The organism is Streptomyces sp. 6N223, from assembly GCF_052246635.1.
Lineage (GTDB): Bacteria > Actinomycetota > Actinomycetes > Streptomycetales > Streptomycetaceae > Streptomyces.
The window spans coordinates 46,861-71,175 of the sequence record NZ_JBQQCA010000037.1; the positions used below are offsets into that span (position 1 = coordinate 46,861).

The 24,315-nt window shown below is 73.4% G+C and carries 21 protein-coding genes; 6 read left to right on the forward strand and 15 right to left on the reverse strand.

The annotated features are described in order from the left end of the window. Window positions 1-49: 49 nt before the first annotated feature. Window positions 50-2,977, reverse strand: a complete 2,928-nt coding sequence (locus ACTWQH_RS21955) for a UPF0182 family membrane protein (RefSeq protein ID WP_443288406.1) — start codon at window positions 2,975-2,977, stop codon at window positions 50-52. A gap of 154 nt (window positions 2,978-3,131) precedes the next feature. Here ACTWQH_RS21955 and ACTWQH_RS21960 point away from each other — a divergent pair, with 154 nt between their 5' ends. Further along, entirely contained in the window at window positions 3,132-3,692 is a 561-nt protein-coding gene (locus ACTWQH_RS21960) for a PPA1309 family protein (RefSeq protein WP_443288385.1), read from the forward strand. A gap of 7 nt (window positions 3,693-3,699) precedes the next feature. Here the strand turns inward: ACTWQH_RS21960 and ACTWQH_RS21965 are convergent, their stop codons facing one another. The 4 genes from ACTWQH_RS21965 to ACTWQH_RS21980 form a co-directional block, all read right to left on the reverse strand. Beyond that, window positions 3,700-4,800 carry a YlbL family protein gene (locus tag ACTWQH_RS21965; protein WP_443288386.1) on the reverse strand — a complete coding sequence of 367 codons (1,101 nt, stop codon included), beginning with the start codon at window positions 4,798-4,800 and terminating at the stop codon, window positions 3,700-3,702. Between the two features lie 25 nt (window positions 4,801-4,825). Next, complete coding sequence (locus ACTWQH_RS21970) at window positions 4,826-5,008, reverse strand: hypothetical protein (RefSeq protein ID WP_443288387.1); 183 nt, start codon at window positions 5,006-5,008, stop codon at window positions 4,826-4,828. A 254-nt stretch (window positions 5,009-5,262) separates the two neighbouring features. Continuing rightward, on the reverse strand, window positions 5,263-5,700 hold the full coding sequence (locus ACTWQH_RS21975) for a molybdenum cofactor biosynthesis protein MoaE (RefSeq protein ID WP_443288388.1): 438 nt from the start codon (window positions 5,698-5,700) through the stop codon (window positions 5,263-5,265). Window positions 5,701-5,728: 28 nt separating this feature from the next. Beyond that, a complete protein-coding gene (locus tag ACTWQH_RS21980; RefSeq protein ID WP_443288389.1) occupies window positions 5,729-6,877 on the reverse strand; it encodes an SDR family oxidoreductase in 1,149 nt (382 codons plus the stop codon). Between the two features lie 196 nt (window positions 6,878-7,073). On the opposite strand from ACTWQH_RS21980, the gene ACTWQH_RS21985 reads away from it, so the two are divergent. Both ACTWQH_RS21985 and ACTWQH_RS21990 read left to right on the forward strand, forming a co-directional pair. Continuing rightward, the gene (locus ACTWQH_RS21985) at window positions 7,074-8,543 is read left to right on the forward strand and encodes a zinc-dependent metalloprotease (protein ID WP_443288390.1); all 1,470 of its coding nucleotides are present in this window, start codon (window positions 7,074-7,076) and stop codon (window positions 8,541-8,543) included. Next, window positions 8,540-9,088 carry an NUDIX hydrolase gene (locus ACTWQH_RS21990; RefSeq protein WP_443288391.1) on the forward strand — a complete coding sequence of 183 codons (549 nt, stop codon included), beginning with the start codon at window positions 8,540-8,542 and terminating at the stop codon, window positions 9,086-9,088. The genes ACTWQH_RS21985 and ACTWQH_RS21990 overlap by 4 nt, the downstream gene beginning before the upstream one ends. A gap of 50 nt (window positions 9,089-9,138) precedes the next feature. Here the strand turns inward: ACTWQH_RS21990 and ACTWQH_RS21995 are convergent, their stop codons facing one another. The 4 genes from ACTWQH_RS21995 to ACTWQH_RS22010 form a co-directional block, all read right to left on the reverse strand. Further along, window positions 9,139-9,906, reverse strand: a complete 768-nt coding sequence (locus ACTWQH_RS21995) for an AIM24 family protein (protein WP_443288392.1) — start codon at window positions 9,904-9,906, stop codon at window positions 9,139-9,141. 13 nt (window positions 9,907-9,919) lie between these two features. Next, entirely contained in the window at window positions 9,920-10,603 is a 684-nt protein-coding gene (locus ACTWQH_RS22000; RefSeq protein WP_443288393.1) for an AIM24 family protein, read from the reverse strand. A 12-nt stretch (window positions 10,604-10,615) separates the two neighbouring features. Further along, window positions 10,616-12,337 (reverse strand): TerD family protein, encoded by a 1,722-nt coding sequence (locus ACTWQH_RS22005; RefSeq protein WP_443288394.1) that lies wholly within the window; start codon window positions 12,335-12,337, stop codon window positions 10,616-10,618. Window positions 12,338-12,459: 122 nt separating this feature from the next. After that, window positions 12,460-13,074, reverse strand: coding sequence for a M48 metallopeptidase family protein (locus tag ACTWQH_RS22010; RefSeq protein ID WP_443288395.1), 615 nt, complete (start codon window positions 13,072-13,074; stop codon window positions 12,460-12,462). Between the two features lie 175 nt (window positions 13,075-13,249). Here ACTWQH_RS22010 and ACTWQH_RS22015 point away from each other — a divergent pair, with 175 nt between their 5' ends. Both ACTWQH_RS22015 and ACTWQH_RS22020 read left to right on the forward strand, forming a co-directional pair. After that, on the forward strand, window positions 13,250-14,407 hold the full coding sequence (locus ACTWQH_RS22015) for a TOMM precursor leader peptide-binding protein (RefSeq protein ID WP_443288396.1): 1,158 nt from the start codon (window positions 13,250-13,252) through the stop codon (window positions 14,405-14,407). A gap of 113 nt (window positions 14,408-14,520) precedes the next feature. Then, the gene (locus tag ACTWQH_RS22020; protein ID WP_443288407.1) at window positions 14,521-15,957 is read left to right on the forward strand and encodes an ABC1 kinase family protein; all 1,437 of its coding nucleotides are present in this window, start codon (window positions 14,521-14,523) and stop codon (window positions 15,955-15,957) included. Between the two features lie 47 nt (window positions 15,958-16,004). Here the strand turns inward: ACTWQH_RS22020 and ACTWQH_RS22025 are convergent, their stop codons facing one another. The 4 genes from ACTWQH_RS22025 to ACTWQH_RS22040 form a co-directional block, all read right to left on the reverse strand. Continuing rightward, entirely contained in the window at window positions 16,005-16,352 is a 348-nt protein-coding gene (locus ACTWQH_RS22025; protein ID WP_443288397.1) for a hypothetical protein, read from the reverse strand. Beyond that, the gene (locus ACTWQH_RS22030) at window positions 16,349-16,699 is read right to left on the reverse strand and encodes a WhiB family transcriptional regulator (RefSeq protein WP_443288398.1); all 351 of its coding nucleotides are present in this window, start codon (window positions 16,697-16,699) and stop codon (window positions 16,349-16,351) included. The genes ACTWQH_RS22025 and ACTWQH_RS22030 overlap by 4 nt, the downstream gene beginning before the upstream one ends. 128 nt (window positions 16,700-16,827) lie before the next feature. Next, complete coding sequence (locus tag ACTWQH_RS22035) at window positions 16,828-17,157, reverse strand: hypothetical protein (protein WP_443288399.1); 330 nt, start codon at window positions 17,155-17,157, stop codon at window positions 16,828-16,830. Between the two features lie 122 nt (window positions 17,158-17,279). Beyond that, window positions 17,280-19,520 carry an ATP-dependent DNA helicase UvrD2 gene (locus ACTWQH_RS22040; protein ID WP_443288400.1) on the reverse strand — a complete coding sequence of 747 codons (2,241 nt, stop codon included), beginning with the start codon at window positions 19,518-19,520 and terminating at the stop codon, window positions 17,280-17,282. A gap of 199 nt (window positions 19,521-19,719) precedes the next feature. On the opposite strand from ACTWQH_RS22040, the gene ACTWQH_RS22045 reads away from it, so the two are divergent. Then, entirely contained in the window at window positions 19,720-19,974 is a 255-nt protein-coding gene (locus tag ACTWQH_RS22045) for a glutaredoxin family protein (RefSeq protein WP_443288401.1), read from the forward strand. 9 nt (window positions 19,975-19,983) lie between these two features. Here ACTWQH_RS22045 and nudC read toward each other — a convergent pair whose 3' ends face one another. Both nudC and ACTWQH_RS22055 read right to left on the reverse strand, forming a co-directional pair. Further along, the gene (gene nudC / locus ACTWQH_RS22050; RefSeq protein ID WP_443288402.1) at window positions 19,984-20,919 is read right to left on the reverse strand and encodes an NAD(+) diphosphatase; all 936 of its coding nucleotides are present in this window, start codon (window positions 20,917-20,919) and stop codon (window positions 19,984-19,986) included. A 10-nt stretch (window positions 20,920-20,929) separates the two neighbouring features. Beyond that, complete coding sequence (locus ACTWQH_RS22055) at window positions 20,930-24,262, reverse strand: UvrD-helicase domain-containing protein (protein WP_443288403.1); 3,333 nt, start codon at window positions 24,260-24,262, stop codon at window positions 20,930-20,932. Between the last annotated feature and the right edge of the window lie 53 nt (window positions 24,263-24,315).

Sequence of the window (24,315 nt, forward strand, 5' to 3'; positions counted from 1 at the left end):
GACTCCGGGACCGTCGGGCGTTCCACCACCGTCGGCGGCACGTCGTCGGCTAGCTGCCGCCACCGCCGTCGGCGGGCTCCTCCTCCCGGCGGCCCTGCAGCTCGGCGAGTTGGTCCAGCGCCGCCTCAAGCCGCTCCTGGGCGTCGCCATACGCCTGCCAGTCGCCCTCGGCGTAGGCGTCCTGAGCGTCCTGGTAGGCGTCCTGGGCCTCCTGGACGGCCTCGTCGAGGGTGACCTCCTCATCCGGCGGCGGGGGCTCCTCGCCCTCGTCCGGCGGTGGGGGCTCCTCGCCCGTATCCAGTCCGAAGACGACGTCGAGCGCCGCGTCGAGGGTGTCCTCGAAGGCGACCTCCTGGCCGTAGGCCACCAACACCTTCTGCATCAGCGGATAGTTCTGCCCGGCACCCCGGATGTAGACCGGCTCGACGTACATCAGCCCGCCCTCCAGCGGCACGGTCAGCAGATTGCCGTACTCGATCGTGGAGTCGCCGCGCTGCCAGATGTTGACCTGCTCGGCCACCTCGGGGTCGGCGTTGAACGCGTTCTGCACCTGTGGCGGACCCCACACGGTGGTGTTCGTGGGCAGGGTGAGGATTCTCATCGTGCCGTAGTCGGGACTTCGTGCGTCGGCTTCGACGGCCATGTAACTCGCCAGCGTGTCCCGGCCGAGCGGCGTGAAGGTCGTGGTCAGCGAGAAGACCTGGTTGTCCTGGTCCGGCATCTTCATGCTGAGGTAGTACGGCGGGACCGACTGACCCTCGTGGGTCGGATCGTCCGGCACCTGCCAGCGCTCGGAACCGCTGTAGAACTGGACCGGGTCGGTCACGTGGTACCGCTGGAGCAGGTCGCGCTGGACCTTGAACAGATCCTGCGGGTACCTGAGGTGGTCCATCAGCCCGTCGCTGATCTCGCTGCGGTCCTCGACCGTGCCCGGGAACGCCTTCATCCAGGTCTGCAGGACCGGGTCCTGCTTGTCCCACTCGTAGAGCACCACCTCACCCGTGTAGGCGTTCACGGTGGCCTTCACGGAGTTCCGGATGTAGTTGACCTGGTTCTCCTGGGCGAGCACCTCGCCCTGCGTCTCCGTCAGCGAGGTCTCGGTCGCCTCGCCGAGCGTGGTGCGCGAGGAGTACGGATAGCCGTTGGTCGTGGTGTAGGCGTCGACGATCCACAGGATGTCGTCACCGACCACCGCCGGGTACGGGTCGCCGTCGATGGTCAGCCAGGGCGCCACCGCCTCCACGCGCTCCTTCGGCGTGCGGTTGTACAGGATCTGCGAGCCCTCGCCGATCGCGCCGGAGTAGAGGATCTGCGGCTCGCCCATGGTCAGGGCGTACGCCGCGCGCTTGAAGTAGTTGTCCAGCTCGACGCCCGCGTCGCCCTCGTAGCTGTACTCGACCTCGCCTTCCTCGCCGGCGTAGTCGATCTCCTGCTGCGGGCCGCCGACGATGGAGTACTGGGTGGTGTACTCGCCGAAGTAGATCCGGGGCTGATAGCCGTCCTGGGTCAGATCGCTGATCTCGCCCTCGGGCGGCAGGTCCTGCTCGGTGAAGTCCGGCTGGCCGTCGTCGCGCACCTCCGTGCCGGAGGCGGCCACCATGCCGAAGCCGTGGGTGTACCGGAAGTGGTCGTTGATCCAGTTGCTCTCCGGCACGGCGTTGACGTTCATCTCGCGCAGGCCGACAACGGTGTCCTGCTCGCCGTCGCCCGTCGCGTACCGGTCCACGTCGAGGGTGGCCGGGAACTGGTAGTAGCCGCGCACCTGCTGGATCTGCTGGAAGGCGGGCGAGACCACGTCCGGGTCGAGGATACGGATGCTCGCCGTGTTGGGCACCGCGCTCCGCAGGGTCTCCGCGTCGGCGTCGCTCACCCCGGAGTAGTCCTCGATCTGCGCGTCGGCGATGTCGTACGCGTCCTTCGTCGCGTTCATGTGCTTCTCGATGTACGGCTGTTCCTTGACCTGCTCGTTGGGCTTGACCTGGAACTGCTGCACCAGCGCCGGGTAGACGCCGCCGATCAGCACCGCCGAGAGCACCATCAGGCCGAGCCCGATCACCGGAAGCTGCCAGCCGCGCCGCCACACCGCGGCGAAGAAGAGCAGCGCGCAGATCGCCGCGATGAACGTCAGGATCGTCTTGGCCGGAAGGTAGGCGTTGGCGTCCACGTACCGCAGGCCGGTCCAGCCCGCGTCGCGGAAGTCGCCGCTCTTCAGCGCCAGGCCGTACCGGTCGAGCCAGTACGCCACCGCCTTCAACGCCACGAACAGGCCCAGCAGCACCGACAGATGGGCCGTGGCCGACTGCGTGATGCGGCTGCCCGGGGTCGTCACCCGCAGCCCACCGTACAGGTAGTGCGTCAGCGCCGCGGCGAGGATCGACAGCACGACCAGCGCGAAGCCGAAGCCGAGGAGGAAGCGGTAGAACGGGTAGTCGAACGCGTAGAACTTCACGTCCATGTGGAACTGCGGGTCGGTCTGCCCGAACGACGTGCCGTTGACCCACTGCAGCCACGTACGCCACTCGCCGGAGGCCGAGCCGCCCGCGATCAGGCCGATCAGCACGGCGACGCCGACGAGGATCCACCGCTTGTACGGGGCGATCGACATCCGGTAGCGGTCGAGGTTCTGCTGCTCCATCGACATGGCGCTCAGCGGCGGACGCAGCCGGTGAGCCAGCCAGATGTTGAAGCCGACCGCCGCCGCCATCAGCGAGCCGAAGATGACGAACATCAGCGACCGCGTGAGCAATTCCGTCCGGTAGACGCTGGTGTAGCCGACCGACTGATACCAGAGCCAGTCCGTCCAGAAACCGGCGAACATCGCGAACAGGATCATCAGCCCGACAAGGATCGCCGCCGTGATCAGCAGCGTCTTCGCGCCCCGGGACGGGCGTCCGACGCTGAAGCGCCCCCCGCCTCGGGGACCGCGTGGACCTCGGGGTCCGCGGCCGCCCGAGCGGCCCGAGCCCCGGTCCGGCATCTGGAAAGCCAAGGTGGCACCTCAAAGAATCGCAGGATTATTCGCACTGATCAGGCTGGGAAGCCAGGCCGACCACGGGAGCGGCCCACCTGAGTAACTTACTCACGCTTTACTCGGTTCCCGTTTCCGGGGTCTGAGACGGCACGATATGCCCATGGACAACACCCCGCTGGCTGCCAGCCCGCTGACCCGTGCCGTGCTGGAGATCGACGAGTACCTCTCCGGGCTCGGCTGGGACCGGCCCACCATGCTGTTCGCACTCGTCGACACCGCGCGGCTGCGCGCCGAGGAACCGGAGCTGGCCGAGCGGCTGGGCGCCGACGGTCCCGTCGACGGGACGGACGACGCAGGGCAGGGCTCCCTCACCCCGGTGGAGCAGGAGGAACTGCCCACCGGCGTGCCGCTCGACGAGTTCCTCGCCACCATCGCCTGGCCGGAGGCCGTCAGCGGCTGCGCCATGGCCGTCGAACGCCTCATGCTGCCGCCGTCCGCCGAGGCCGCCATGCCGGACGACCTCGAACCCGCCGCCCTGGAACGCTGGGTCGCCGACCACCCTGAACGCCAGGAGGTGCGGCTGACGGTGGCGGTGCTGCGCGACGGGCAGCGCGAGTCGGCCGTGCGGCTCCGGGAGAAGGACGCGGCCACCGAGGTGCTCACCGGCCCCGACCTCGTCCCCGGCCTGGCGGAGGCGCTGGCGGCCACCCTGGAGGAATAGCCGGCGCCTACCGGGCGGCGCACAGCGGCAGCCCGTCGGTGTCGCCCTGGCGTATCCGCGTCAGCGCGTCGAGGGCGTCATCCAGCGTGCCGACCGACACCAGCGTCAGCCCGTCCGGCGGGTTCTCGGCGGCGGTGGCGCAGTTGTCCTCCGGCGTGAGGAAGAACTCCGCCCCGGCGTTCCGGGCGGCGATCGTCTTCATCGACACGCCGCCGATCGCGCCGACCACGCCGTCGTCGTCGATCGTGCCGGTGCCCGCCACGAACTCGCCGCCGGTCAGGTTCTCGGGCGTGAGGCGGTCCATCAGCCCGAGGGCGAACATCAGGCCGGCGCTGGGCCCGCCCACGTCGGCGAGCTGGATGTCTATCTCGAACGGGAAGACGTGGGCGACCCCGGCCTCGATGCCCACCAGGGCCCGGCCGTCGTCCGGCGACTTCATGGTGGTGATGGTGACGTCCTCCGTGTCGCCCGCGCCGTCCGGCAGCTCCTCGCCGGCCTCCCGCGCGGCCTCCGCCTGTTTGGCGGGCACCACCGTGAAGACGACGTCCTCGCCCGGCTCGTGCTTCCGCACCGCCTCGCCGACCTCCTCGGGGTCGGAGATCCGCGTGCCGTCGACCGCCACGATCGCGTCCCCGGCGTGCAGCTTGCCGTGCGCGGGGGCGTCCTGGATGACGGAGGCGACGATCGTCTGCGTCGGTATCTCGTACCCCAGCTCCTCCAGGGCCGCCACCTTGGCGCTCTCCTGCGAGGCGCTGAACTCCTCGGCGTTCTGCTCCTCGACCTGGTCGGCGGTGACGTCGTCGGGATACATCGTCTCGTAGGGCACCACGGCCGCGTCGTCGGCGAACCAGCCGTAGACCGCCTCCAGCAGGTTCATCTCGTAGTCCACGCCGGTGACGCGCACGGTCGTCATGTTGAGATGGCCGGAGGTGTCGTACGTCTCCTGGCCGCCGATGGTCAGCACGGGCTCGCCGTCGTACTGGCCCAGGGTGTTGACCGTGGGGCCGGGGGACAGCTCCGAGTAGGGCACGCTGGTCAGGAACCCGGCGCAGAGCGCCCCTATCAGCAGCAGGATCGACGTCAGCAGCGTCGCTGTGCGGCGTGGCATGTCTTGACACTAAGCGACGGCACTGTCAGCCGTCCGCCGGGGCCCGCTCGGCCCGCTCCATGGCCGCGCGAAACGCCTCGTATCCCCGCACCCCCGCGGAGTCTCGAACACCACCCGCACCACTGCTGCGGCGCGTGGCCCACGCGCTCCACACAGCGGCCACCACCGCACCGGCCACGGGAATCAGCAGCCACACCAAAGCCGCCATGACCGACCTCCCACCTCAGCGACGTACATTCAACGCTCAGTCGTGGGAACGAGTTGCGCAACCGGAGTAGTGCCGGTCATGCCTGCACATTTACGCACTCGTTACGCGCGGTTCCTCACAGCCACCAAACCGTCCCCAGAAGACGGCGCTACGCGCCGACCCGCCCACCCGTCACCCGACCACCACCCCCAGAAGACGGCGCTACGCGCCGACCCGCCCACCCGTCACCCGACCACCACCCCCAGAAGACGGCGCTACGCGCCGACCCATTCTTGGGACCCATCCGCGAAGGCCTGGTGCTTCCAGATCGGGACCTCGCGCTTCAGGTCGTCGATGAGGCGGTGGCAGGCGGCGAACGCCTCCGCGCGGTGGGGGCAGGAGACCGCCACCACCACGGCCAGGTCGCCCACCTTCAGGTCGCCCACGCGGTGGACGGCGGCCAGCGCCCGCACGGGGAAGTCCGCGGTCACCCGTTCGGCGACGCGGCGCAGCTCGGCCTCGGCACTCGGATGCGCCGAGTACGCCAGTGCGGTGACGGCCGCGCCCTCGGCGTGCCCGTCGTGGTCGCGCACCGTGCCGACGAAGAGCGCCGTGCCGCCCGCGGCGTCGTCGCCCACGGCCGCGAACACCTCGTCCACGGACAGCGGCGTGTCGCGGATCGCCAGCAGCCGGACGGCGTCGGATCGCGTCATGGCCCCATGCTCTCCCATACGCCCCTCCCTAACGCCGCCGGGCCCGGCGCGCCCGGCGGACCAGAGCCGCGGTGCCGACGAGAGCGACCGTGGCACCCGCCGCGCCGAGCGTGGTGGCCGCGTCCTTGCGGCCCAGCCTCCGCCCGGCCACCGTGTGCCGCCCGGCGACCTCGGTCAGCAGCTCGGCGAGGACCTCCTCGTTGCTCCACTTCGGACGCCAGCCCGCCTCGTACAGGCGGCTGCCGCTGACCACCCACGGGTACATGGTGTAGGCGAGGTCGCCCGCCGGGGACGGGGTGAGCCCGAACCGGTGCAGGCGGGCGGCGGCGCCCAGGGCCAGCGCGAAGGGCAGCTCCATGCGGCGGATGCCGGCGAGCTCCTCCACCTCCTCCTGCTCCAGCCAGCCGTCGCAGCCCACGGCCAGCTCGCCCTCGACCCTTTCGAGCGCGGCGAGCTCCAGCGCGCTGACCAGGTCCTCCATGTGGCAGAACTGCCAGCGGGGGCGGGATCCGGCGACCACCAGCAGGCGGGGCGACTCGAAGTAGCGGGTGAGCGCGGTGTCCGTGCCGCCGACCAGCACGGCGGGGCGCAGGACCGTGACGTTCAGCCCGGGGTGAGCGCGCGGGGCGCGCTCGGCGAGGCGTTCGATCTCCAGCAGGTCGCCGACGCAGGAGGCGTCGGGGGTCGCCCGCAGCTCGGCGTCCTCGGCCAGGGGCACGTCGTTGTCGGGCAGCGCGCCGTAGACCATGGCGGAGGTGCACAGCACCACCCGGCGTACGCCGGCCGCGGCGGCCGCGGTGAGCACGGTCTGGGTGCCCCGCACGTTGAGCGCGGTGCGGGCGGCGGGGTCGGAGCTCAGCTCCAGATCGAGGGCGAGGTGGACCACGACGTCGACCGGCCCGGAGCCGTCGCGGGCGGCGGCCGGGCCGCGGCTGGCGCCCGCGGTGCGCAGGAGCTCGGCGATGGCCGGGTCGCGGATGTCGAGCGTGTGCCAGTCGGCGCCCTCGGCCTCCCCGAGCCTGTCGTCCAGCGCCAGCACCCGCTTGACCCCCTCGGCCGCCACCAGGCGTTCGGTGAGCAGCGCGCCGACGCCGCCCGCTGCCCCGGTCACCGCGATGGTCAACGGGGTGGCGGGGCCGTTTCGCGGTGCGCGAACGGCGGGCTCGGGGGAACTCACGAGGCTTCTCCAGCGGTTGATCCGGTAACGAGGTGCGCAGGCCCATCCTGCCTGAGAGGTGTCTAGGCTGGAGGCAAGGAGCGGCGATTCACACATTCGCCCCCTGCACACACCGCACGACACAGCCCGAACAGCCCGACGACACGCAGACGCAGCCCGACACGCCGGGCCCGACCCAGCAGAGCCGAGGATTCCCGTGAGTGACAAGCCATTCGGATTCGGCCTCCCGGAGGAGCCCGAGGACGGCGAATCCGGCGAAAGGTCCGGCAAGGACAAGGGCGACAGGAGCGACAAGAGCGGCGGCGGCGGTCAGGGGCCGGTGCCCGACAACCCGCTGGCCGCGATGTTCGGCCCGCTGGGCGCGGGCGGGGCGATGAACCCGCAGGACCTGGGCGCGGCGTTCCAGCAGCTCGGCCAGATGCTGTCGTACGAGGGCGGCCCGGTCAACTGGGACCTGGCCAGGAGCGTGGCCCGGCAGACCGTGGCGCAGGGCGCGCCGGACGGCTCGCGGGACGCGAGCGTGCGGCCGCACGAGCGCTCCGAGGTGGAGGAGGCCATCCGGCTGGCCGACGTGTGGCTGGACGGGGCGACCGCGCTGCCGTCCGGCACCGGCTCGGCGGTGGCCTGGAGCCGCGCGGAGTGGGTCGAGGCGACGCTGCCGGTGTGGCGGGAGCTGGTGGACCCGGTCGCGGAGCGCGTCGGCGCGGCGATGGGCAGCGTGCTGCCCGAGGAGATGCGGTCGATGGCCGGCCCGCTGCTGGGGATGATGCGGCAGATGGGCGGGGCCATGTTCGGCACGCAGATCGGGCAGGCCGTGGGCGTGCTGGCCGGCGAGGTGGTCGGCTCCAGCGACGTCGGGCTGCCGCTGGGCCCGGCGGGCAAGGCCGCGCTGCTGCCGCAGAACGTGGCGGCCTTCGGCGAGGGCCTCGGCGTGCCGCAGGGCGAGGTGCGGCTGTACCTGGCGCTGCGGGAGGCGGCCCACCAGCGGCTCTTCGCGCACGTGCCGTGGCTGCGCTCGCACCTCTTCGGCACCGTGGACGGGTACGCGCGCGGCATCCAGGTGGACACCGCGAAGCTGGAGGACATGGTCGGGCAGCTCGACCCGACCCGCCCGGAGGAGCTGCAGGAGAAGCTGCGGCAGGGGCTGTTCCAGCCGGAGGACACGCCGCAGCAGAAGACGGCGCTGGCCCGGCTGGAGACGGCGCTGGCGCTGGTCGAGGGCTGGGTCGACGCGGTGGTGTACGCGGCGGCGGCCGAGCGGCTGCCCTCGGCGTCGGCGCTGCGCGAGACGCTGCGGCGGCGCCGGGCCTCGGGCGGGCCGGCGGAGCAGACGTTCGCCACGCTGATCGGTCTTGAGCTGCGGCCGCGGCGGCTGCGGGACGCGGCCCGGCTGTGGGCCTCGCTGGCCGACGCGCGGGGCATGCAGGGGCGCGACGCGCTGTGGGCACACCCGGACATGCTGCCGACCGCCGACGACCTGAACGACCCCGACGGCTTCGTCCACCGCGAGCAGGTCGACTTCGACGAGCTGGACCGCATGCTCGGCCGCGAGGGGCCCGCGGAGCCCGGCGAGAAGCAGGACGAGCGGGACGAGCGGGGCAAGCCGGATGAGAAGCCCGGTGACGAGCCTGGCGAGGGCGGCGCGGGCGGCCGGGGCGAGGCGTGAGCACACTCGGCGACGCACGGACCCTTCACGGTGACGCCTCGCGGGTGCTGGCGGGCTGGGAGGCGCCGGACGCGGAGCAGGACGCGCTGCGCCGGGTGTACGCCGCCCACCTGTCGGCCCACCCGGACGGCGTGTGGCGGGCGTGCGAGGCCGGGCACATCACGGCCAGCGCGCTGGTGGTGGACCCGGACGGCGGGCGGGTGCTGCTGACCCTGCACCACAGGATCCGCAGGTGGCTCCAGACGGGCGGGCACTGCGAGCCGTCCGACCCGACGCTGGCGGCGGCGGCGTTGCGCGAGGCCGGCGAGGAGTCGGGCATCGGCGGGCTGCGGCTGCTGGGCCCGGCGCCGGTGGGCCTGGACCGGCACGACACGCCGTGCGCCACGCACCTGGACGTGCAGTACGCCGTGATCGCGCCGCCGGGCGCGCGGGCGGTGGTGAGCGAGGAGTCGCTCGACCTGCGCTGGTTCGGGTTCGACGAGGTGGCCGGCGTCGCCGACCCCTCGGTCGTCCGCCTGCTCGACCGGACCCGCGCCCTGCTGTAGGAGCCGGTGGCCGGGCCGCGTCGGCCCGGCCCGGCCCGTGAGCGTCGGTGTCAGCGTCCCCAGGCGCCGCCCTGGCCGAGGCCGGGGCCCTGGCCCTGCTGGAAGCGGAGCTGCTCTCCGTAGGACGTGTGCTGCGGGGGCAGCAGCTCGCTGGGCTGCACCAGCACGAAGCCGTCCCCCATGAAGCTCATCTCCCAGCCCTCGCCGGTCTGCCCGCGCCGCCGCCACACCGACCCGCTGGACGTCTGGGCCTGCATCTGCACCCGCAGGCCGGAGGACCAGGCCACGACGGCGTCCGCGTCGGCGCTGACGTACCGATCGGGGGTGACGCGCAGCGACAGCGGGCCGCCGGAGGTGGTGATGGCGACCTTGCCCTGGCCGCTGATGACGAGGTTGTACGCCCCCGCCCCGGCGATGCCGTACTGGCTCTCGACCGCGACGACGTCCCAGTGCAGGTGGGAGTCGAGCGCCAGCACGTAGGAGCTGTCCACGGTCAGGCCCTCGTGGCCGACGTCGAGGATGTGGATGTGCTGCGCGAGGTTGGCGAGGTAGACCGTGCCCTGCCCGGAGCAGCGCATCAGCGGCAGCATCTCGCCGGTGGCGCGCTGGGCGTGCTGCTGGCGGTGCGACTGGTACTCGCCGTCGAACTCGACCATCCCCTCGAAGGCGACCATGGTGCCGGTCCTGGCGACCACGTCGGCGCCCCCGGTGAGGTTGGCCCGCAGCATCTGGGGGTTCTGGAGCGTGAACCGCTCCTGCGCCTGCCCCGGCTGGCCCGCGGCCGGGTTGACCGCGTAGTTGAAGATCGTGCCCTGCATGGTGCCGTCCCCCTCAGTGCTGCTGTCCGTTGAGCCGGTCGGTGCTGTCCTCGCTCGGCTGCACGATGACGAAGCCCCGGCCGGAGAAGGCGATCTGGTACGCCTCGCCGCTGCCGCGGCCGATGAGCGAGGACGCCTTGAAGCTGCGCTTGCCCTTCATCTGCAGGCTCGTGGACCAGGCGACGAGGGCGTCGGGGTCGACGCAGGTCTCGTCCGTCTGGGCGCAGTCCACGACGATGGGCATGCCGCGCGAGGTGACGGCGACCCAGCCGGTGCCGGATATGCCGAAGTTGAACAGGCCCTGGCCCGCGAACTTGGCGACGCCCTTGACGCGCTGCACGCCCCAGGTGAGCTGGGCGTCGAAGGCGAGCACGTTGGTGGCGTTGACCGAGATGTTCTCGTTCTGCAGGGGGACACAGACCACGTTGGCGCCGTAGTCCGCGAGGTAGAGAACGCCGTCGCCCGTGCACCTCATCAGCGGCACGCTCTCACCGGTGATCCTGCCGGCCGCGGACTGGCGCAGGCTGCTGTGGTTCGACTCGTACTGGATGTAGCCCTCGTAGGCGATCATCGAGCCGGAGCGGGCGAAGAGGTCGTTCCCGCTCTGCATGGCGATCTTGGCGATGGACGGCCCGTGGTTCTCCATCCGGGCGGTGGGCGCGCTCGGGGCGTATCCCGCCATCATCTGCTGGTCCATGAGGCGCTCCCGTCAGATCTCGTAGGGCTGGACGATGGCGAAGTTCCCCGGGGCACCGCGGAACTGGAGTTGGGTGGTCTCGCCGCTGTGGCCAGGGAAGGCGCTGCGGCGCAGGCGCACCTGGTTGGCCACGAGGACCTGGGCTGCCGAGGACCAGGCGACCACCGAGTTGGCGTCGCAGAAGGTCATGGGCGTGACGGGCAGCACCACGGGCTCGCCGCGCGTGGTGATGATCACCGAGCCCTGGCCGCTGAGCTGCAGCGCGAAGAGCGAGCCGCCGGGTATGCCGTGGCCGTCGATCCGGCGCACGTCCTGGTCGAGGGACTCGTCGAACGCCAGCACGTGCTGCGTGGCCACGCAGATCGCGTCGCCCTGGAGCTCGACGACGTGGAGGTGGGACTCCTCCTCGGCGAGGTAGACCTGGCCGCTGCCGCTGCAGCGCATGAGGGAGCCGAAGCCCTCGCCGGTCATCCCGGCGGTCAACCGGCGTTTGAGGCCGCCGCCCTTGAAGGAGAACTCCACGTTGCCCTGGTAGAGCACCATGCTGCCCTGGCGGGCGAGGAACGGCTGCCGGTCCAGGCTGAGATCGGCGCGGACGAGCTGGCGGTTGGGCGTGCTCCAGCGGCGCTGCTCGGCCGCGCCCTGGAACTGGGCGAGGGCGGCGTGCATGCCGGCGCCCGGCTGGAGCTGGGGCTGCGGCTGGCCCGGCTGGCCCGGCTGGCCGGGGGGCGGGAACCCCTGCTGCGGCATGGGCTGTTGCGGAGGCGCCTGGCCGTACGGCGCGGGCGCGGGCGGCGCGGGGGCGTAGGGGTTGGGCGCGGCGGGCGGGGGCGCGCCGAAGCCTCCGCCGGGCGGGGCGGCCTGCGGGCCCGGCTGGCCCGGGGGCGGGAAGGGGGCCGGGGTGGGCTGGCCGGGGCCGGGCGGCGCCGGAGCCGCGGGCGCGGGTGCCGGCGCCGGCGCCGGTGCGGGCATCGGCGAGGCCGCGGCGGGCGCGGGCATGGCCGGGGCGGGAGCGGCGGGCTGGCCGCCGGGCGCGCCGAAGGCGGGCGGCGCGGCGGGCTGGGGAGCGGCCCCGCCGCCGGGCGCCGCGAAGCCGGGTGGAGCCGCGGGCTGGGGGGCCGCGCCGCCGCCGGGCGGGGCGAAGCCGGGAGCGCCGCCGCCCGGCGCCGCCTGCGGCTGCGGCTGTGGCTGCGCCTGCTGCTGCTCCTCCTCGACCTCGCCGCCGAAGTGCTTCAGCAACGCCTCGAGGCCGCCGTCGAAGCCCTGGCCGACGGCGGCGAAGCGCCAGCCGTCCTTGCGGTAGAAGTCGGCGATCATCACGGCCCGCTCGGAGCTGAACTCCGAGCCCTGGAAGGCGTACCGCGCCACCTCTTCGCCGCCCGCGACGATCCGCAGGTACCCGGGGGTGCACTGCGACATCGTGCCGGTGCCGTCGATGGTGGCGGTGAAGGCGAGCCGGTCGATCGAGGCGGGCACCTGGTCGAGCGTGACCCGGAAGGACTCGGTGTCGCCCGCCTGGGCGCCGAGCTGCTGGAGCGACTCCTCGGGAGACTTCGGCTGGTTGTAGAAGATGAAGTACCGGTCGTCGGAGAGGCGTTCGTCCGCGTCCAGACCGAAACAGCTGATGTCAAAGCTCAGCCCGGGGCCGGAGATCTGCACCCCCACGTACAGGTCGGTGCCCAGTGTCAGGTCGCTGAGCCGGGCCTTCTGGCCGCGCTTGAATTGCTTCGACATACGTACGGACCGTCCCCCATCCCGGTAAGACAAACTTTCGGCGCCAGACTAGTCCCTACCGCTGACGTCGATTGCTCTCCGGTCGGTTCCGAGGCGTTCGCCCCGCCGCGTCCGGGCCGCGCCTACTCCCCGCGGGTCCACGGCACATACGGCAGCCGCTCGGCGGCGGCCACCCCCTCCAGGAAGCCGCGGGCCCGCTCGGTCCTGGGGTAGTCGTCGAGCAGCGCCCAGAACTCGGGGCCGTGGCCCGGCACCAGCAGGTGGGCCAGCTCGTGAAGCAGCACGTAGTCGATGACGTACTCCGGCATGCCCTGGAGGCGGTGGGAGAGCCGGATGCTGCCCAGGGCGGGCGTGCAGGAGCCCCAGCGGGAGTTCTGGTTTGTGACCCAGCGCACGCTGTCGGGACGCGCGCGCCCCCGGAGGTAGCGCTCGGAGAGGGAGGTGGCCCGGCGCTCCAGCTCGTCGTCGTCGAGCATCCGGCGGTGCTCCTGGGCGGCGAGCTTGTCGAGCATCACCGAGACCCAGCGGCGCTCCTCGTCGGCGCTCATCCGGGCCGGGATGAGGACCACGGTGCGGTCGCCCTCGCGGTAGGCGGAGACGGTGCGCCTGCGGCGGGCGCTCCTGCGCACCTCGACGGGGCCGTGCTCGTCGCGGAGGGATCCGCCGTCCAGCGCCGCCGGGCCCGCCGAGGCGATGCGCTGCGGCGGGCCGGCGCTGTTCAGCGGATCGGCGGGCACACTTCGACGTTACCCGCTGGGAGCCGGAAATGTCCCCCCGCCCGAACTGCGGAAACGTGAACCCCGCCACCTCGCACACCTTTTATCCTATTATCTCCGCTTCTTGTGGATAACGTGACTCACGCCTGGTCCGTCCCGCCGCATGATGGGCTCCAGCTCGGCGATTGGAGACATCATGCACCCGCTGATCAAGCCCTCGCTGCGACGCGGCTGGCGTGACAGGCAGACCGTGCGGTTCGGGGTGACGCCCGCGCACGCCGTGCTCTTCGGGCCCCTGGACAGCGCGACCGAGAGCTTCCTCGCCCTCCTCGACGGCACCCGCGGGCTGCCAGCGCTGCGCGAGGCGGCGGCGCGGCTCGGGCTCGGCCGGAACGCGGCGGACCGGCTGGCCGGGCAGCTCGCGGCAGCGGGGGTGCTGGACGACGCCACCGCCGACCGCGAGGCCGCCGCCCAGGTGCCGGAGGCGCTGCGGCCGGACCTGGCCTCGCTGTCCCTGCTGCATCCCGCGCCGGGAGAAGGGCTGCGGCGGCTGGCGGCCCGGCGTGACGCCTGGGTGCAGGTGCGCGGCGCGGGGCGCGTGGGGGCGGCGATCGCGGCGACGCTGGCCCACGCGGGCGTCGGCACGGTGGAGGTGGTGGACGGCGGGCGGGTGGAGGCGACCGACGCCGGCGCCGGCGGCGTCCGGGCGGAGCACGTCGGCGAGCGGCGGGCCGCCGCCGCCCGGCGCGTGGTGCGGGCCGCGATGCCGTGGCGGCGCGGCCCGGCCCGCGGTCCCTTGCGGGAGCAGGGGCCTGGTCAGGGGCAGGGGCCCGAGCGGGGACGGCCCGGCGGGGCCCGGCTGGTGGTCTACGCCCCACGCGACGGCATCGCGGCCTACGCCCCCGACCCGGCGCCGGCCGAGCCGGTGCTGAGCGCGGGCACCGCACATCTGTACGCGGGGGTGGTGGAGGCGACGGGATTCGTCGGCCCGCTGGTGCTGCCAGGCGTGACGGGCTGTGCAGGGTGCCTGCTGCGGGGCCGGGCGCGGCGGGAGCCCGGCTGGCCGCTGCTGGTGAGCCAGTGGCGCAACGCCCGGCCGCGCGGGGTGCCGTCCTGCGACGCCGCGCTCGCCTCGGCCGTGGCCGGGCTGGCGGCCTGCGTGGCGCTCGGCCATCTCGACGGCTCCGCGCCCCCGGCGCCCAGCACCCGCACGGAGGTGGCGCTGCCGGAGCTGTCAGTGGCCAGCCATACGATCGAGCCGCACCCGGAGTGCCCCTGCGGCGCGGCGCGGACGGACGGCCGGGAACTGGATCGGGAGCGGCCCGAGCTGGGCGGGCGGGCGATAAACGGGTAGGACTCCATCGTCCGGCGGTGCCTAAGGTGGTGCTCCCATCGGTCTCAGGTGGAAGTGTGGCTCGGCGGACTCGGGCGGCCTCGGGGGACGCATGGGAGTTGGAGGGGATGACAGTGTCTGATCTGCCCCGCAAGGCGGTGACCAGAACCGCGAAGCTCGCCACGCTGCCGCTGAGCTTCGCCGGTCGGGCCACCTGGAGCCTGGGCAAGCGCATCGGCGGGCGTTCGGCCGAGCTCGTCGGCAACGAGTTGCAGCAGCGGACGGCCGAGCAGCTGTTCAGCGTGCTCGGCGAGCTGAAGGGCGGCGCCATGAAGGTGGGCCAGGCGCTGTCGGTCTTCGAGTCCGCGCTGCCGGAGACGGTGGCCTCGCCCTACCGGGCGGCGCTGACGAAGCTGCAGGAGGCGGCGCCGCCGTTGCCGGCGGCCTCGGTGCGCGCGGCGCTGGCCGAGCGGCTCGGCGAGGACTGGCGCGAGCTGTTCGAGGAGTTCGACGAGCGACCGGCGGCGGCCGCCTCGATCGGGCAGGTGCACCGGGCGGTGTGGCACGACGGCCGCGAGGTGGCCGTCAAGATCCAGTACCCGGGGGCGGGTGAGGCGCTGCTGTCGGACCTGACGCAGCTGGGCCGGTTCGCCCGGCTGCTGAGCCCTCTCGTGCCCGGGATGGACATCAAGCCGCTCATCGCCGAGCTGCGCGAGCGGGTCGCCGAGGAGCTGGACTACGCGCTGGAGGCGGAGGCGCAGCGGGCGTACGCGCGGGAGTTCCGGGACGATCCGGGGATGCTGGTGCCGGACGTGGTGTGCCAGCGGGATCAGGTGCTGGTCACCGAGTGGCTGCCGGGGGTGCCGCTGTCCAAGGTGATCAGCGACGGCAGCCAGGAGGAGCGCGACCGGGCAGGTCAGCTGCTGGCCCGCTTCCTGTTCACCGGCACGGCCAGGACGCGGCTGCTCCATGCCGACGCGCATCCGGGCAACTTCCGCCTGGTGCCCTCCGGGGAGGGGGAGCCGGTGACGTCCTGGCGGCTGGGCGTGATGGACTTCGGCGCGGTGAACCGGCTGCCGGGCGGGCTGCCGCCGGCGATCGGCATGGCGTTGCGGATGACGCTCGACGGGGAGGCGGAGCAGGTCTACGAGGAGTTGTGCGCCGAGGGGTTCGTCAAGCCGGACATCGAGCTGGATCCCGAGGCGGTGCTGGACTACCTGCTGCCGATCATCGAGCCGGCCCGGGTGGAGGAGTTCGCCTTCAGCCGGGAGTGGCTGCGGCAGCAGGCGGGCCGCATCGCCGATCCCCGGTCGGCGGCCCACCAGTTGGGGCGCCAGCTGAACCTGCCGCCGTCGTACCTGCTGATTCACCGCGTCACGCTCAGCACCATCGGCGTGCTGTGCCAGCTCGGGGCCCGGGTGCGGCTGCGGGACGAACTGGTGGCGGGGCTGCCCGGGTTCGCCGACGCGGACGAGGCCGGAGCGAATGGGGCCGGAGCGCATGAGGCCGGGGCGGGCGACGAGGGGCCGGCGGAGCAGGGCGCGGGGGAAGGCGAGCGCGCCCCGGCCTAGGCGGGCGGGGCGCGCTCGGTGTGGCGTCGGTTGCCGGGTTCGGGTCGCTACGTGGTCAGCGCCTGGGCCAGGGCACGGCGGGCCCGCTGTGAGGCGAGCTCGGCGCGCCGGTGGAGCCGGCGGGAGCGCCGCTGGAGGCGGTGGGCGAGGATCAGCCGGTGCGCCTTCCGCTGGTTCGCGGCTTCCCGGATCCGGTCCTCCATTTGGGATCGGGCCAGGGCTTCTTGAATGAGATGCAAGGTCCTGTTCCTGTTCTGCTTGCGGCGCGGCAGGGCCGCGTCGGGCTCGGCGCCGATGACGGCGCCGGCCTGATCGGTGAGCGTGTCGGTGAGGGTCATCTGCGTGGTGACGGGGCCATGAGGAGCCGGCCGTCCGATGGTGCCGGGGGTGCTCATGCCGTGACCGGGTTCTTGCGCGGGCGGCCACGCGGCCGCTTCCTGGGCACGACAACGCCCTGGACGAACAGCTCGCCGCCCCAGACGCCCCAGGGCTCGCGGCGGTCCTTGGCGCCGGCCAGGCACGCCTCACGCAGCGGGCAGGCGCGGCAGAGCGACTTCGCGTACTCGACGTCCTCGGGGGACTCGGCGAAGAACACCTCCGGGTCGCCGGTGCGGCAGGGCACGCCGTCGTTGAGCTGCTCGATCGCCTCGTCGAGCTCGTTCAGCGTGAACAGGGGGGTCACAGAAGTCTCCGGATCGGGTGGTGAGTTCAGGTCGGGGCGGGCGTACGGCGCGAGTGGCATGTCGTGTCCTCGTGTCGTTCGGTCGTCGGTTGACCTCCGGCTGGTGGCCGGAGGTGGCGAGGGAAAACAGAAGGGCCGCGGATCCCTGTGTGGGTTCCGCGGCCCTGGAGCCGACCTGATCTCGCCGATCAGGCTGGATCACTCCAGGGATCGAGCCCGCGGAGGGCCCACATGGGGTGAAGCTGCGTCTTCTGCTGTCCAAAGATCTGGTTTCCGGTGCCGGCACCGTTGGTCGCGCTGGTCGCATTGGCCGCCGACGCTTCATACGCGCCGATCCGCGCCGCCGCCGCTACCGCAGGTGCCTGGGTCGGTCGCTCGACGGCGACACGGGCCTCAGGCACCGCGACAGCCGGACGCGCGACCACGACATCGGACACGCCGATGTCGCGCAGGCGGGCACCGCCGGGCACGCAGCCGAAGACGGCCGGGTGACCGGTCAGTTTGGTGATGCTGGCCATCGGGCTCGCCTCCTTCGCGGCGTCTCGTGCGGGCGGGAATCTCCCCGGCCCGGCGGGATCACTTCAGTACAACATGGACCTCGAAGGAGACGGAAGACTCCTCCGCTGTCGTGTGCAGCACGCTATGCGGAGCTCTCCGGCGCGCGCAAACCATTTTCCGGGTGATTCTCAGAGGTTTTTTCCGGCGGACTTCCTTCCGCTTCCGCGGCGTTGCCCGACGGCTCACCGCCCGGCGGCTCCTCACCCCCCTGGTCCGCGCCCGGCAGCTCCTCGCCCGCGCACAACGCCAGCACCTCGGGCCCGAACTGCCGCAGCTTGTGCGGCCCTACGCCCGAGATCCGGGCCAGCTCCTCCTCCCTCCCGGGCACGTCCTCGGCGATCGCCATCAGAGTGACGTCCGTGAAGACGGCGTACGCCGGCCGGGACAGGTCGCGGGCCCGCTCCAGGCGCCACTCGCGCAGCCGCTCGTACAGCCCCTCGTCCATGGTGGAGGGGCAGTCCTCGCAGCGCCGCAGCTTGACCTCGACGGCCTCGGTGAGGGTCTTGCCGCAGACGCGGCACCTGACCGGGCCGCGGGGCTTGCGGGCCCGCCCGGCCCCCCGCTCCACGCCGCCCCGGGCGCCGCTGCCCGGCCCGCCGCCCGGCGAGGAGCCGGGCCGCAGCCCGTCCAGGAAGCGGCTGGGGCGCCGCCCGCCGCGGCCGCCGGGCGAACGCGACAGCGCCCAGGACAGCGAGAGATGCCGCCGTGCCCGGGTCACGCCCACGTACAGCAGGCGGCGTTCCTCCTCGACCTGCTCGGCCGTCTTGGCGTGGGTGATGGGCATCGTGCCGTCGGTGAGGCCCACCAGGAAGACGGCGTCCCACTCCAGGCCCTTGGCGGCGTGCAGCGAGGCGAGCGTGACGCCCTCCACCGTCGGGGCGTGCTGGGCGGCGGCCCGCTGCATCAGCTCCTCGACGAAGGCGGCCAGCGTCGCGCCGTCCGGACGGGCCCGCTGGAAGTCCTCGGCCAGCCGCACCAGGGAGTGCAGCGACTCCCAGCGGTCCCGGACGGCGCCGGAGCCGGCCGGCGGCTGCGGCGTCCAGCCGGTGGTGGCCAGCACCGCGCCCACCTGCCCGGCGAGGTCGTCCGCGCCGTCGAGGGCCGCGTCGTTGCCCCCCGCGCGGGCGGCGCCGCGCAGCGCGAGGACGGCCTGCCGGATCTCGGGCCGGTCGAAGAACCGCTCGGCGTCGCGCATCTGGTACGGCACGCCGGCGTCGGCGAGGGCCTGCTCGTAGATCTCCGACTGGGCGTTGACGCGGTAGAGCACGGCGATCTCGCTGGCCGGGACGCCCTCGCCGAGGAGGTCCCGGATGCGGCGGGCCGTGGCCTCCGCCTCGGCGGGCTCGTCCGGGTGCTCGGCGTAGACCGGCTCGGGCCCGGGGGGCCGCTGCGAGACCAGTTCGAGCCGGTGCTCGGCGGCCCGTCCCCTCGCCTGGGCGAGCAGCCCGTTGGCCAGGTGCACCACCTGCGGGGTGGAGCGGTAGTCGCGCACCAGCTTCACGACGGTGGCGTCCGGGTGCAGGGTGCGGAAGTTCAGCAGGTGGTCGGGGGTGGCGCCGGCGAAGGAGTAGATGGTCTGGCTGGCGTCACCGACCACGCACAGGCTGTCCCGCTCCCCCAGCCACAGCCGCAGCAGCCGCTGCTGCAGGGGGCTGACGTCCTGGTACTCGTCGACCACGAAGTGCTGGTACTGCCGGCGGACGGTCTCGGCGATGTCGTGCCGGTCGGTGAGGATGCCCACCGTGAGCAGCAGCACGTCCTCGAAGTCGATGGAGCCGCGCTCCTGCTTGAGCTGCTCGTACGTGGCGTAGACCCGCGCCGTCTCGGCCGGGTCGCGCGGCGCGTCCCGCCCGGCCTTGGCCAGCGCCGCCGGATAGTCCTCGGGTGTGGTCTGCGTCACCTTGGCCCACTCGATCTCGCTCAGGACGTCGCGCAGATCGGCCCGCTCAAGACGCATGCGCAGCGCGCGGGACGCGGCCTCGGCCACCAGGGCGAACTTCCGCTCCAGCAGCCGGGGCGGCTCGCCGCCGACCGCCTTGGGCCAGAAGTAGTGAAGCTGGCGCAGGGCCGCGGCGTGGAAGGTCCGGGCCTGCACGCCGCCCGCGCCGAGCTGCCGCAGCCGCCCGCGCATCTCCCCCGCCGCCCGCTGCGTGAAGGTGACGGCGAGCACGGTCGCCGGCTGGAAGACTCCGGCCCGCACCCCGTACGCGATCCGGTGGGTGATCGCCCGCGTCTTGCCGGTGCCGGCCCCGGCCAGCACGCAGACCGGGCCGTGCAGGGTCGTCGCCACGGCGCGCTGCTCGGGGTCGAGCCCTTCCAGCACGGCGTCGGCGTCGCCATGGGCATCGGCTGAGCCATAAGGGGAAAGTGGGGCTGCTGCTGTCACGCACGCCATGCTGCCAGGTGGGTCGGACACGGCGGGGGCGTTGTCCACAGCCGGGCGGAATTATTCATACCCGGCGAGGCGTTGGCCTGGTGGCGCACGCGAGATGCACCGGAGATGTAAAGGAGCGCGAGCGACGATGGGCACCGTGACGATGTACAGCACCACGTGGTGCGGCTACTGCCGTCGGCTGAAGAGCCAGCTGGACCGCGAGGGCATCGCGTACACCGAGATCGACATCGAGCTGAACCCCGAGGCCGCCGCCCTCGTGGAGAAGGCCAACAACGGCAACCAGACGGTGCCCACCGTGGTCATCGCGCCCGCCAGCGGCGCGGCCGAGGTCACCATGACCAACCCGTCCCTGAAGGAGGTCAAGCAGGCCCTGGCGGCGTAACGCCGCTGCTCAGGCCAGCGGCTTGCCGTACCACATCTCCATCAGCCGCGCCGCGATGGACACCGTGTACGGCGGCAGCACCTCGCCCGACTCCAGCGCGGCCCGCAGGTCGTCCCGCGAGAACCAGCGGGCCTCGTCGATCTCCTCACCGTCCACCCGCAGCTCGGTTGATGTGGCGCGCGCCACAAAACCCAGCATCAGGCTGGAGGGGAACGGCCACGGCTGGCTGGCGACGTACTCGGTCTCGCCGATGGTGACGCCGACCTCCTCGAAGACCTCCCGCACCACCGCCTGCTCCACCGACTCGCCCGGCTCCACGAACCCGGCCAGCGTCGAGAAGCGGCCCTTGGGCCAGTGCAGCTGCCGGCCCAGCAGCGCGCGGTCCTCCTCGTCCGTCACCAGCATGATCACGGCCGGGTCGGTGCGCGGGTAGTGCTCCGCCCCGCACGCCGGGCAGCGGCGGATGTGCCCGGCCGCGGCGATCACGGTCCGCTCCCCGCAGCGCGAGCAGAACCGGTGCATCCGCTGCCAGTTCTCCAGCGCGACGGCGTGCACCAGCAGCTCGTTGTGCCGCTCCGACAGCAGCGCGGCGGCCTCGCGCAGCCCCGCCGGCCGCGCCAGGTCGTCCATCCGCCCCGGCAGCGAGTCCTTCTGCAGCGCGAAGTACCGCACGCCCTCGGGGTCGGTGCCCAGAAAGTACCGGTGGGCCTCGGTGAGGGGGGCGTCGAAGGACGGCATCATCACCAGCTCGGTCCGCCCCTCGCCGGTCTCCTCCACCAGCGCCTGGCCGCCGGAGACGACGAACACCCGGGTCGTGGGGTGGCTCCAGGCCGCCGCCAGCCACGCCTCGTCGAGGCGGTGGCCGGAGCCGCGGTCGATGCCGCCGGTGCCGGTGAGGGGGACGGGAGGCCGGACCGCGCTGTCCTGAGCCGGGGTGGTACGCATGGACAAAAGCCTAACCGGGCTCGTTCCACTCCCATGAGTCCTCCCCCAGCAGGATCCGCTCCAGCATGGCCCGGCCGGGCAGGATGGGCGGGCGCACCAGCTCGCCGCTGCGCACGTAGAGGAACGCCGCGGAGACGGCCGCCAGCGGCAGGCCGTGCCGCTCGGCCCACGCCAGCCGGTAGATCGCGAGCTGCAGCGGGTCGGCGTCCTGGCGGCGCGCGGTCTTCCAGTCCACGATCTCGTACGTGTCGCTGCCGGGCCCGGCCGGGCCCCGCCTGCGGTAGACGGCGTCGATGCGGCCCCGGATGACCCGGCCGGCGAGTTCGAGCTGGAAGGGCGCCTCGATCCGGTAGGGCGTGCGGCTGGCGAACGGCGTGCGCGCGAAGGCCTCCTTCAACGCCGCCAGCTCGCGCTCGTCCCGGATCTCGGCGTACTCCTCCGGGTCCTCGTCGGCGAGCCCGCCGGGCAGCTCGTCGGGGCCGAGCATGGGCAGCGCCAGGTCCTCGAAGCGCGACTCGACCCAGGCGTGGAACCGGGTGCCGCGCCGGGCGGCGGGCTGCGGCGGGCGCGGCATGGGCCGGGCCAGGTCGCGGGCGAAGCCCTCGGGGTCGGCGGCCAGCCGCTGCACCTGCGTCGCGGACAGCGACATCGGCAGCGGCACCTCCCGCACGGCCTGGCGGGAGCGGCGCAGCTCCCCGGCGAGCGCGGCGAGGTCGCGGTCCCAGGAGGCGAGGGTGCGCCGCTCCTCCGGCGTCAGCTCCTCGTCGTCCGCCCGGTCGTCCGCCTCGTCGTCCTGGTCGTCCTGGTCGTCCTCGTCGTCCTCGTCGTCCTCGAAGGCGGGGCCGTCGCGCAGGAACGCCAGCACCTGGTCGGCGGCCTCGCGGCGGCGGGCCAGCGCCTCCGGGTCCAGCGGCAGCGGCCACTCCGGGTCCCGCCCGCGCGCGGCCAGCGCCGGGTTCTCCTCGTCCTCCTCCGGCGGCTCGGCCCACGCCTCCACCTCCCCGTGGGCCGGGTCGTCCTCGCAGTGCCGCCGCAGCGCCGTCAGGTACTCCGAGGGGCCGCGCGGCCGCTTCTGGCTGGGCCCCCACCAGTGCCCGGAGCCCAGCAGCAGGGAACGCGCCCGCGTGAACGCCACGTACCCCAGGCGCAGCTCCTCCAGGCCCAGGTGCTCGGCGACCTCGGCCAGGTGCTCCTTGTGGGCGGCGGCCGTCCACTCCTCGACGGCCGGGAGGGTACGGGCGTCGCCGCGCAGCGGCTGCGGCAGGGCGCGGGCGTGCCGCAGCCAGGAGTCGCGCGACGGCTTGGCGGGGAAGCCGTCGGCGGTCAGGCCAGGCAGCGCCACCACGTCCCACTCGAGGCCCTTGGCCTTGTGGGCCGTCAGCACCTGCACGGCGTTCTCCCCGGCCGGGAGTGAGCCGTCGAGCCCCTTGTCGTACTGCTCGGCGGCGCGCAGGAAGGCGAGGAACGCCGGCAGGGTGACCTCGCCGTCGATCGCGGTGCCGCGCTGCCCGGAGGCGAATCCCGCGGCGATGTCGAGGAAGGCGCTCAGGGTCTCCCGCCGCCGTGCGGCGAGCGCCTGCGGGGAGGCCGACAGCTCCACCTCCAGGCCGGTGACGGCCAGCACCCGGTGCAGCACGTCCATCAGCGGGTCGCCGAGCGAACGCCGCAGCTCGCGTATCTCGGCGGCGAGATGGGCGAACCGGATGCGGGCCTCGGCGGAGAACGGCAGCCCGTCGTCGGCGTTCTCCCCTCCCTCCTCCTCCCCGACGAAGGTGTCGAGGGCGTCGGCGAGGGAGGTGAGCTCGGCCGGGTCGGTGCCCTCGACGGCGGCGGCCAGCCGCGCCGTGTCTGAGCCGTCCACCTCCGGCTTGCGCACCAGCAGCCGGGCGCGGCGGCCCAGCAGCGCCAGGTCGCGCGGCCCGACGCGCCACCTCGGGCCGGTGAGCAGCCGCACCAGCGGGGCGTTGGCCGTCGGGTCGGCCAGCACCTGGCAGACCGCCACCAGGTCGGCGACCTCCGGGAGATGCAGCAGCCCGGTCAGGCCGACGACCTCGACCGGCACGTCGCGCGCGACCAGCTCCCGCTGGATGGCGGGGAAGTCGCCCGCGGTGCGGCACAGCACGGCGATCTCGCCGGGCGCGGTGCCGGTGCGGACCAGATGCGCGAGGGAGTCCGCCAGCCAGGTCAGCTCCTCGGCGTGGGTGGGCAGCAGCGCGCACCGCACCCGCCCGGCGAGCTCGGCGCCGTCGGCCGGGCGCAACGGGCGCACCGCCGGGTGGCGTTCGCGCAGCGGGGCGGCCAGGTCGTTGGCGAGGGAGAGGAGGCGGCCGCCGCTGCGGCGGTTCTCGCTGAGGCTGTAGCGGGCGGCGGGGTCGCCGTCGCGCTGCGGGAAGTGGTCGGGGAAGTCGTCGAGGTTGGCGACGGAGGCGCCGCGCCAGCCGTAGATGGCCTGGCAGGGGTCGCCCACGGCGGTGACCGGGTGCCCGGTGCCGCCGCCGAAGAGCCCGGCGAGCATGATGCGCTGGGCGACGGAGGTGTCCTGGTACTCGTCGAGCAGCACGACGGCGAACTCCTCGCGCAGCGCCCGCCCGACCTCCGGCACGTCGCGGGCGAGCCGGGCGGCGTGGGCGATCTGGTCGCCGAAGTCGAGCAGGTCGCGGGCGCGCTTGCGGGCGCGGTACTCCTCGACGAGGCCGAGGAGCTGGCCGCGGCCTCGCGCCGCCTGGGGGATCTGGCGCAGCGCCTCGTTGGTCAGCTCGGCGTGCGCGAGCTCGGCGAGGAGGCGTTCGTCGAAGGCGCGCAGCGTCTCCGGCTCGACCAGGTGCTCGGCCAACTCGGCGTCCAGGGCGATGAGGTCGGCGACGATGCTGGTGAAGCCGCCCCTGCCGGGGGGTTCGAAGTCGGCGGGGGCGGCGCGCAGCACCTCGGCGGCGAGCTGGAAGCGGCCGGCGTCGGCGAGCAGCCGGGAGGAGGGCTCCACGCCGAGGCGCAGGCCGTGTTCGGTGATCAGGCGCCCGGCGAAGGCGTGGTAGGTGGAGATCTGCGGCTCGCCGCCCTCGGCGGAGACGATGCCCGCCTCGGCGAGCGCCTTGCGGACGCGCTCGGCGAGCTCGGCGGCGGCCTTGTTGGTGAAGGTGAGTCCGAGGACCTGCTCGGGGGCGAGCTGGCCGGTGCCGGTGAGCCACACGACGCGGGCGGCCATGACGGTGGTCTTGCCGGACCCGGCGCCCGCGACGATCGCCTGCGGGGCGGGGGGTGCGGTGATGCACGCCAACTGCTCCGGGGTGAACGGGATCCCGAGGAGTTCCGCGAGCTCCTCGGGGCGGGTGAGGGGTCCTGGCACGCGAGTGAGACTAACGGCGGGGACTGACAGTGGTGGCGGGCCCGGGGTTCGGG

Excerpts from the sequence above, each read along its gene's own strand:
- ACTWQH_RS21955 (WP_443288406.1), bottom strand. The coding sequence starts at position 2,977 with ATGCCGGACCGGGGCTCGGGCCGCTCGGGCGGCCGCGGACCCCGAGGT.
- ACTWQH_RS21960 (WP_443288385.1), top strand. The coding sequence starts at position 3,132 with ATGGACAACACCCCGCTGGCTGCCAGCCCGCTGACCCGTGCCGTGCTG.
- ACTWQH_RS21965 (WP_443288386.1), bottom strand. The coding sequence starts at position 4,800 with ATGCCACGCCGCACAGCGACGCTGCTGACGTCGATCCTGCTGCTGATA.
- ACTWQH_RS21970 (WP_443288387.1), bottom strand. The coding sequence starts at position 5,008 with ATGGCGGCTTTGGTGTGGCTGCTGATTCCCGTGGCCGGTGCGGTGGTG.
- ACTWQH_RS21975 (WP_443288388.1), bottom strand. The coding sequence starts at position 5,700 with ATGACGCGATCCGACGCCGTCCGGCTGCTGGCGATCCGCGACACGCCG.
- ACTWQH_RS21995 (WP_443288392.1), bottom strand. The coding sequence starts at position 9,906 with ATGCAGGGCACGATCTTCAACTACGCGGTCAACCCGGCCGCGGGCCAG.
- ACTWQH_RS22000 (WP_443288393.1), bottom strand. The coding sequence starts at position 10,603 with ATGGACCAGCAGATGATGGCGGGATACGCCCCGAGCGCGCCCACCGCC.
- ACTWQH_RS22005 (WP_443288394.1), bottom strand. The coding sequence starts at position 12,337 with ATGTCGAAGCAATTCAAGCGCGGCCAGAAGGCCCGGCTCAGCGACCTG.
- ACTWQH_RS22015 (WP_443288396.1), top strand. The coding sequence starts at position 13,250 with ATGCACCCGCTGATCAAGCCCTCGCTGCGACGCGGCTGGCGTGACAGG.
- ACTWQH_RS22025 (WP_443288397.1), bottom strand. The coding sequence starts at position 16,352 with ATGAGCACCCCCGGCACCATCGGACGGCCGGCTCCTCATGGCCCCGTC.
- ACTWQH_RS22030 (WP_443288398.1), bottom strand. The coding sequence starts at position 16,699 with ATGCCACTCGCGCCGTACGCCCGCCCCGACCTGAACTCACCACCCGAT.
- ACTWQH_RS22035 (WP_443288399.1), bottom strand. The coding sequence starts at position 17,157 with ATGGCCAGCATCACCAAACTGACCGGTCACCCGGCCGTCTTCGGCTGC.
- ACTWQH_RS22045 (WP_443288401.1), top strand. The coding sequence starts at position 19,720 with ATGGGCACCGTGACGATGTACAGCACCACGTGGTGCGGCTACTGCCGT.
- nudC (WP_443288402.1), bottom strand. The coding sequence starts at position 20,919 with ATGCGTACCACCCCGGCTCAGGACAGCGCGGTCCGGCCTCCCGTCCCC.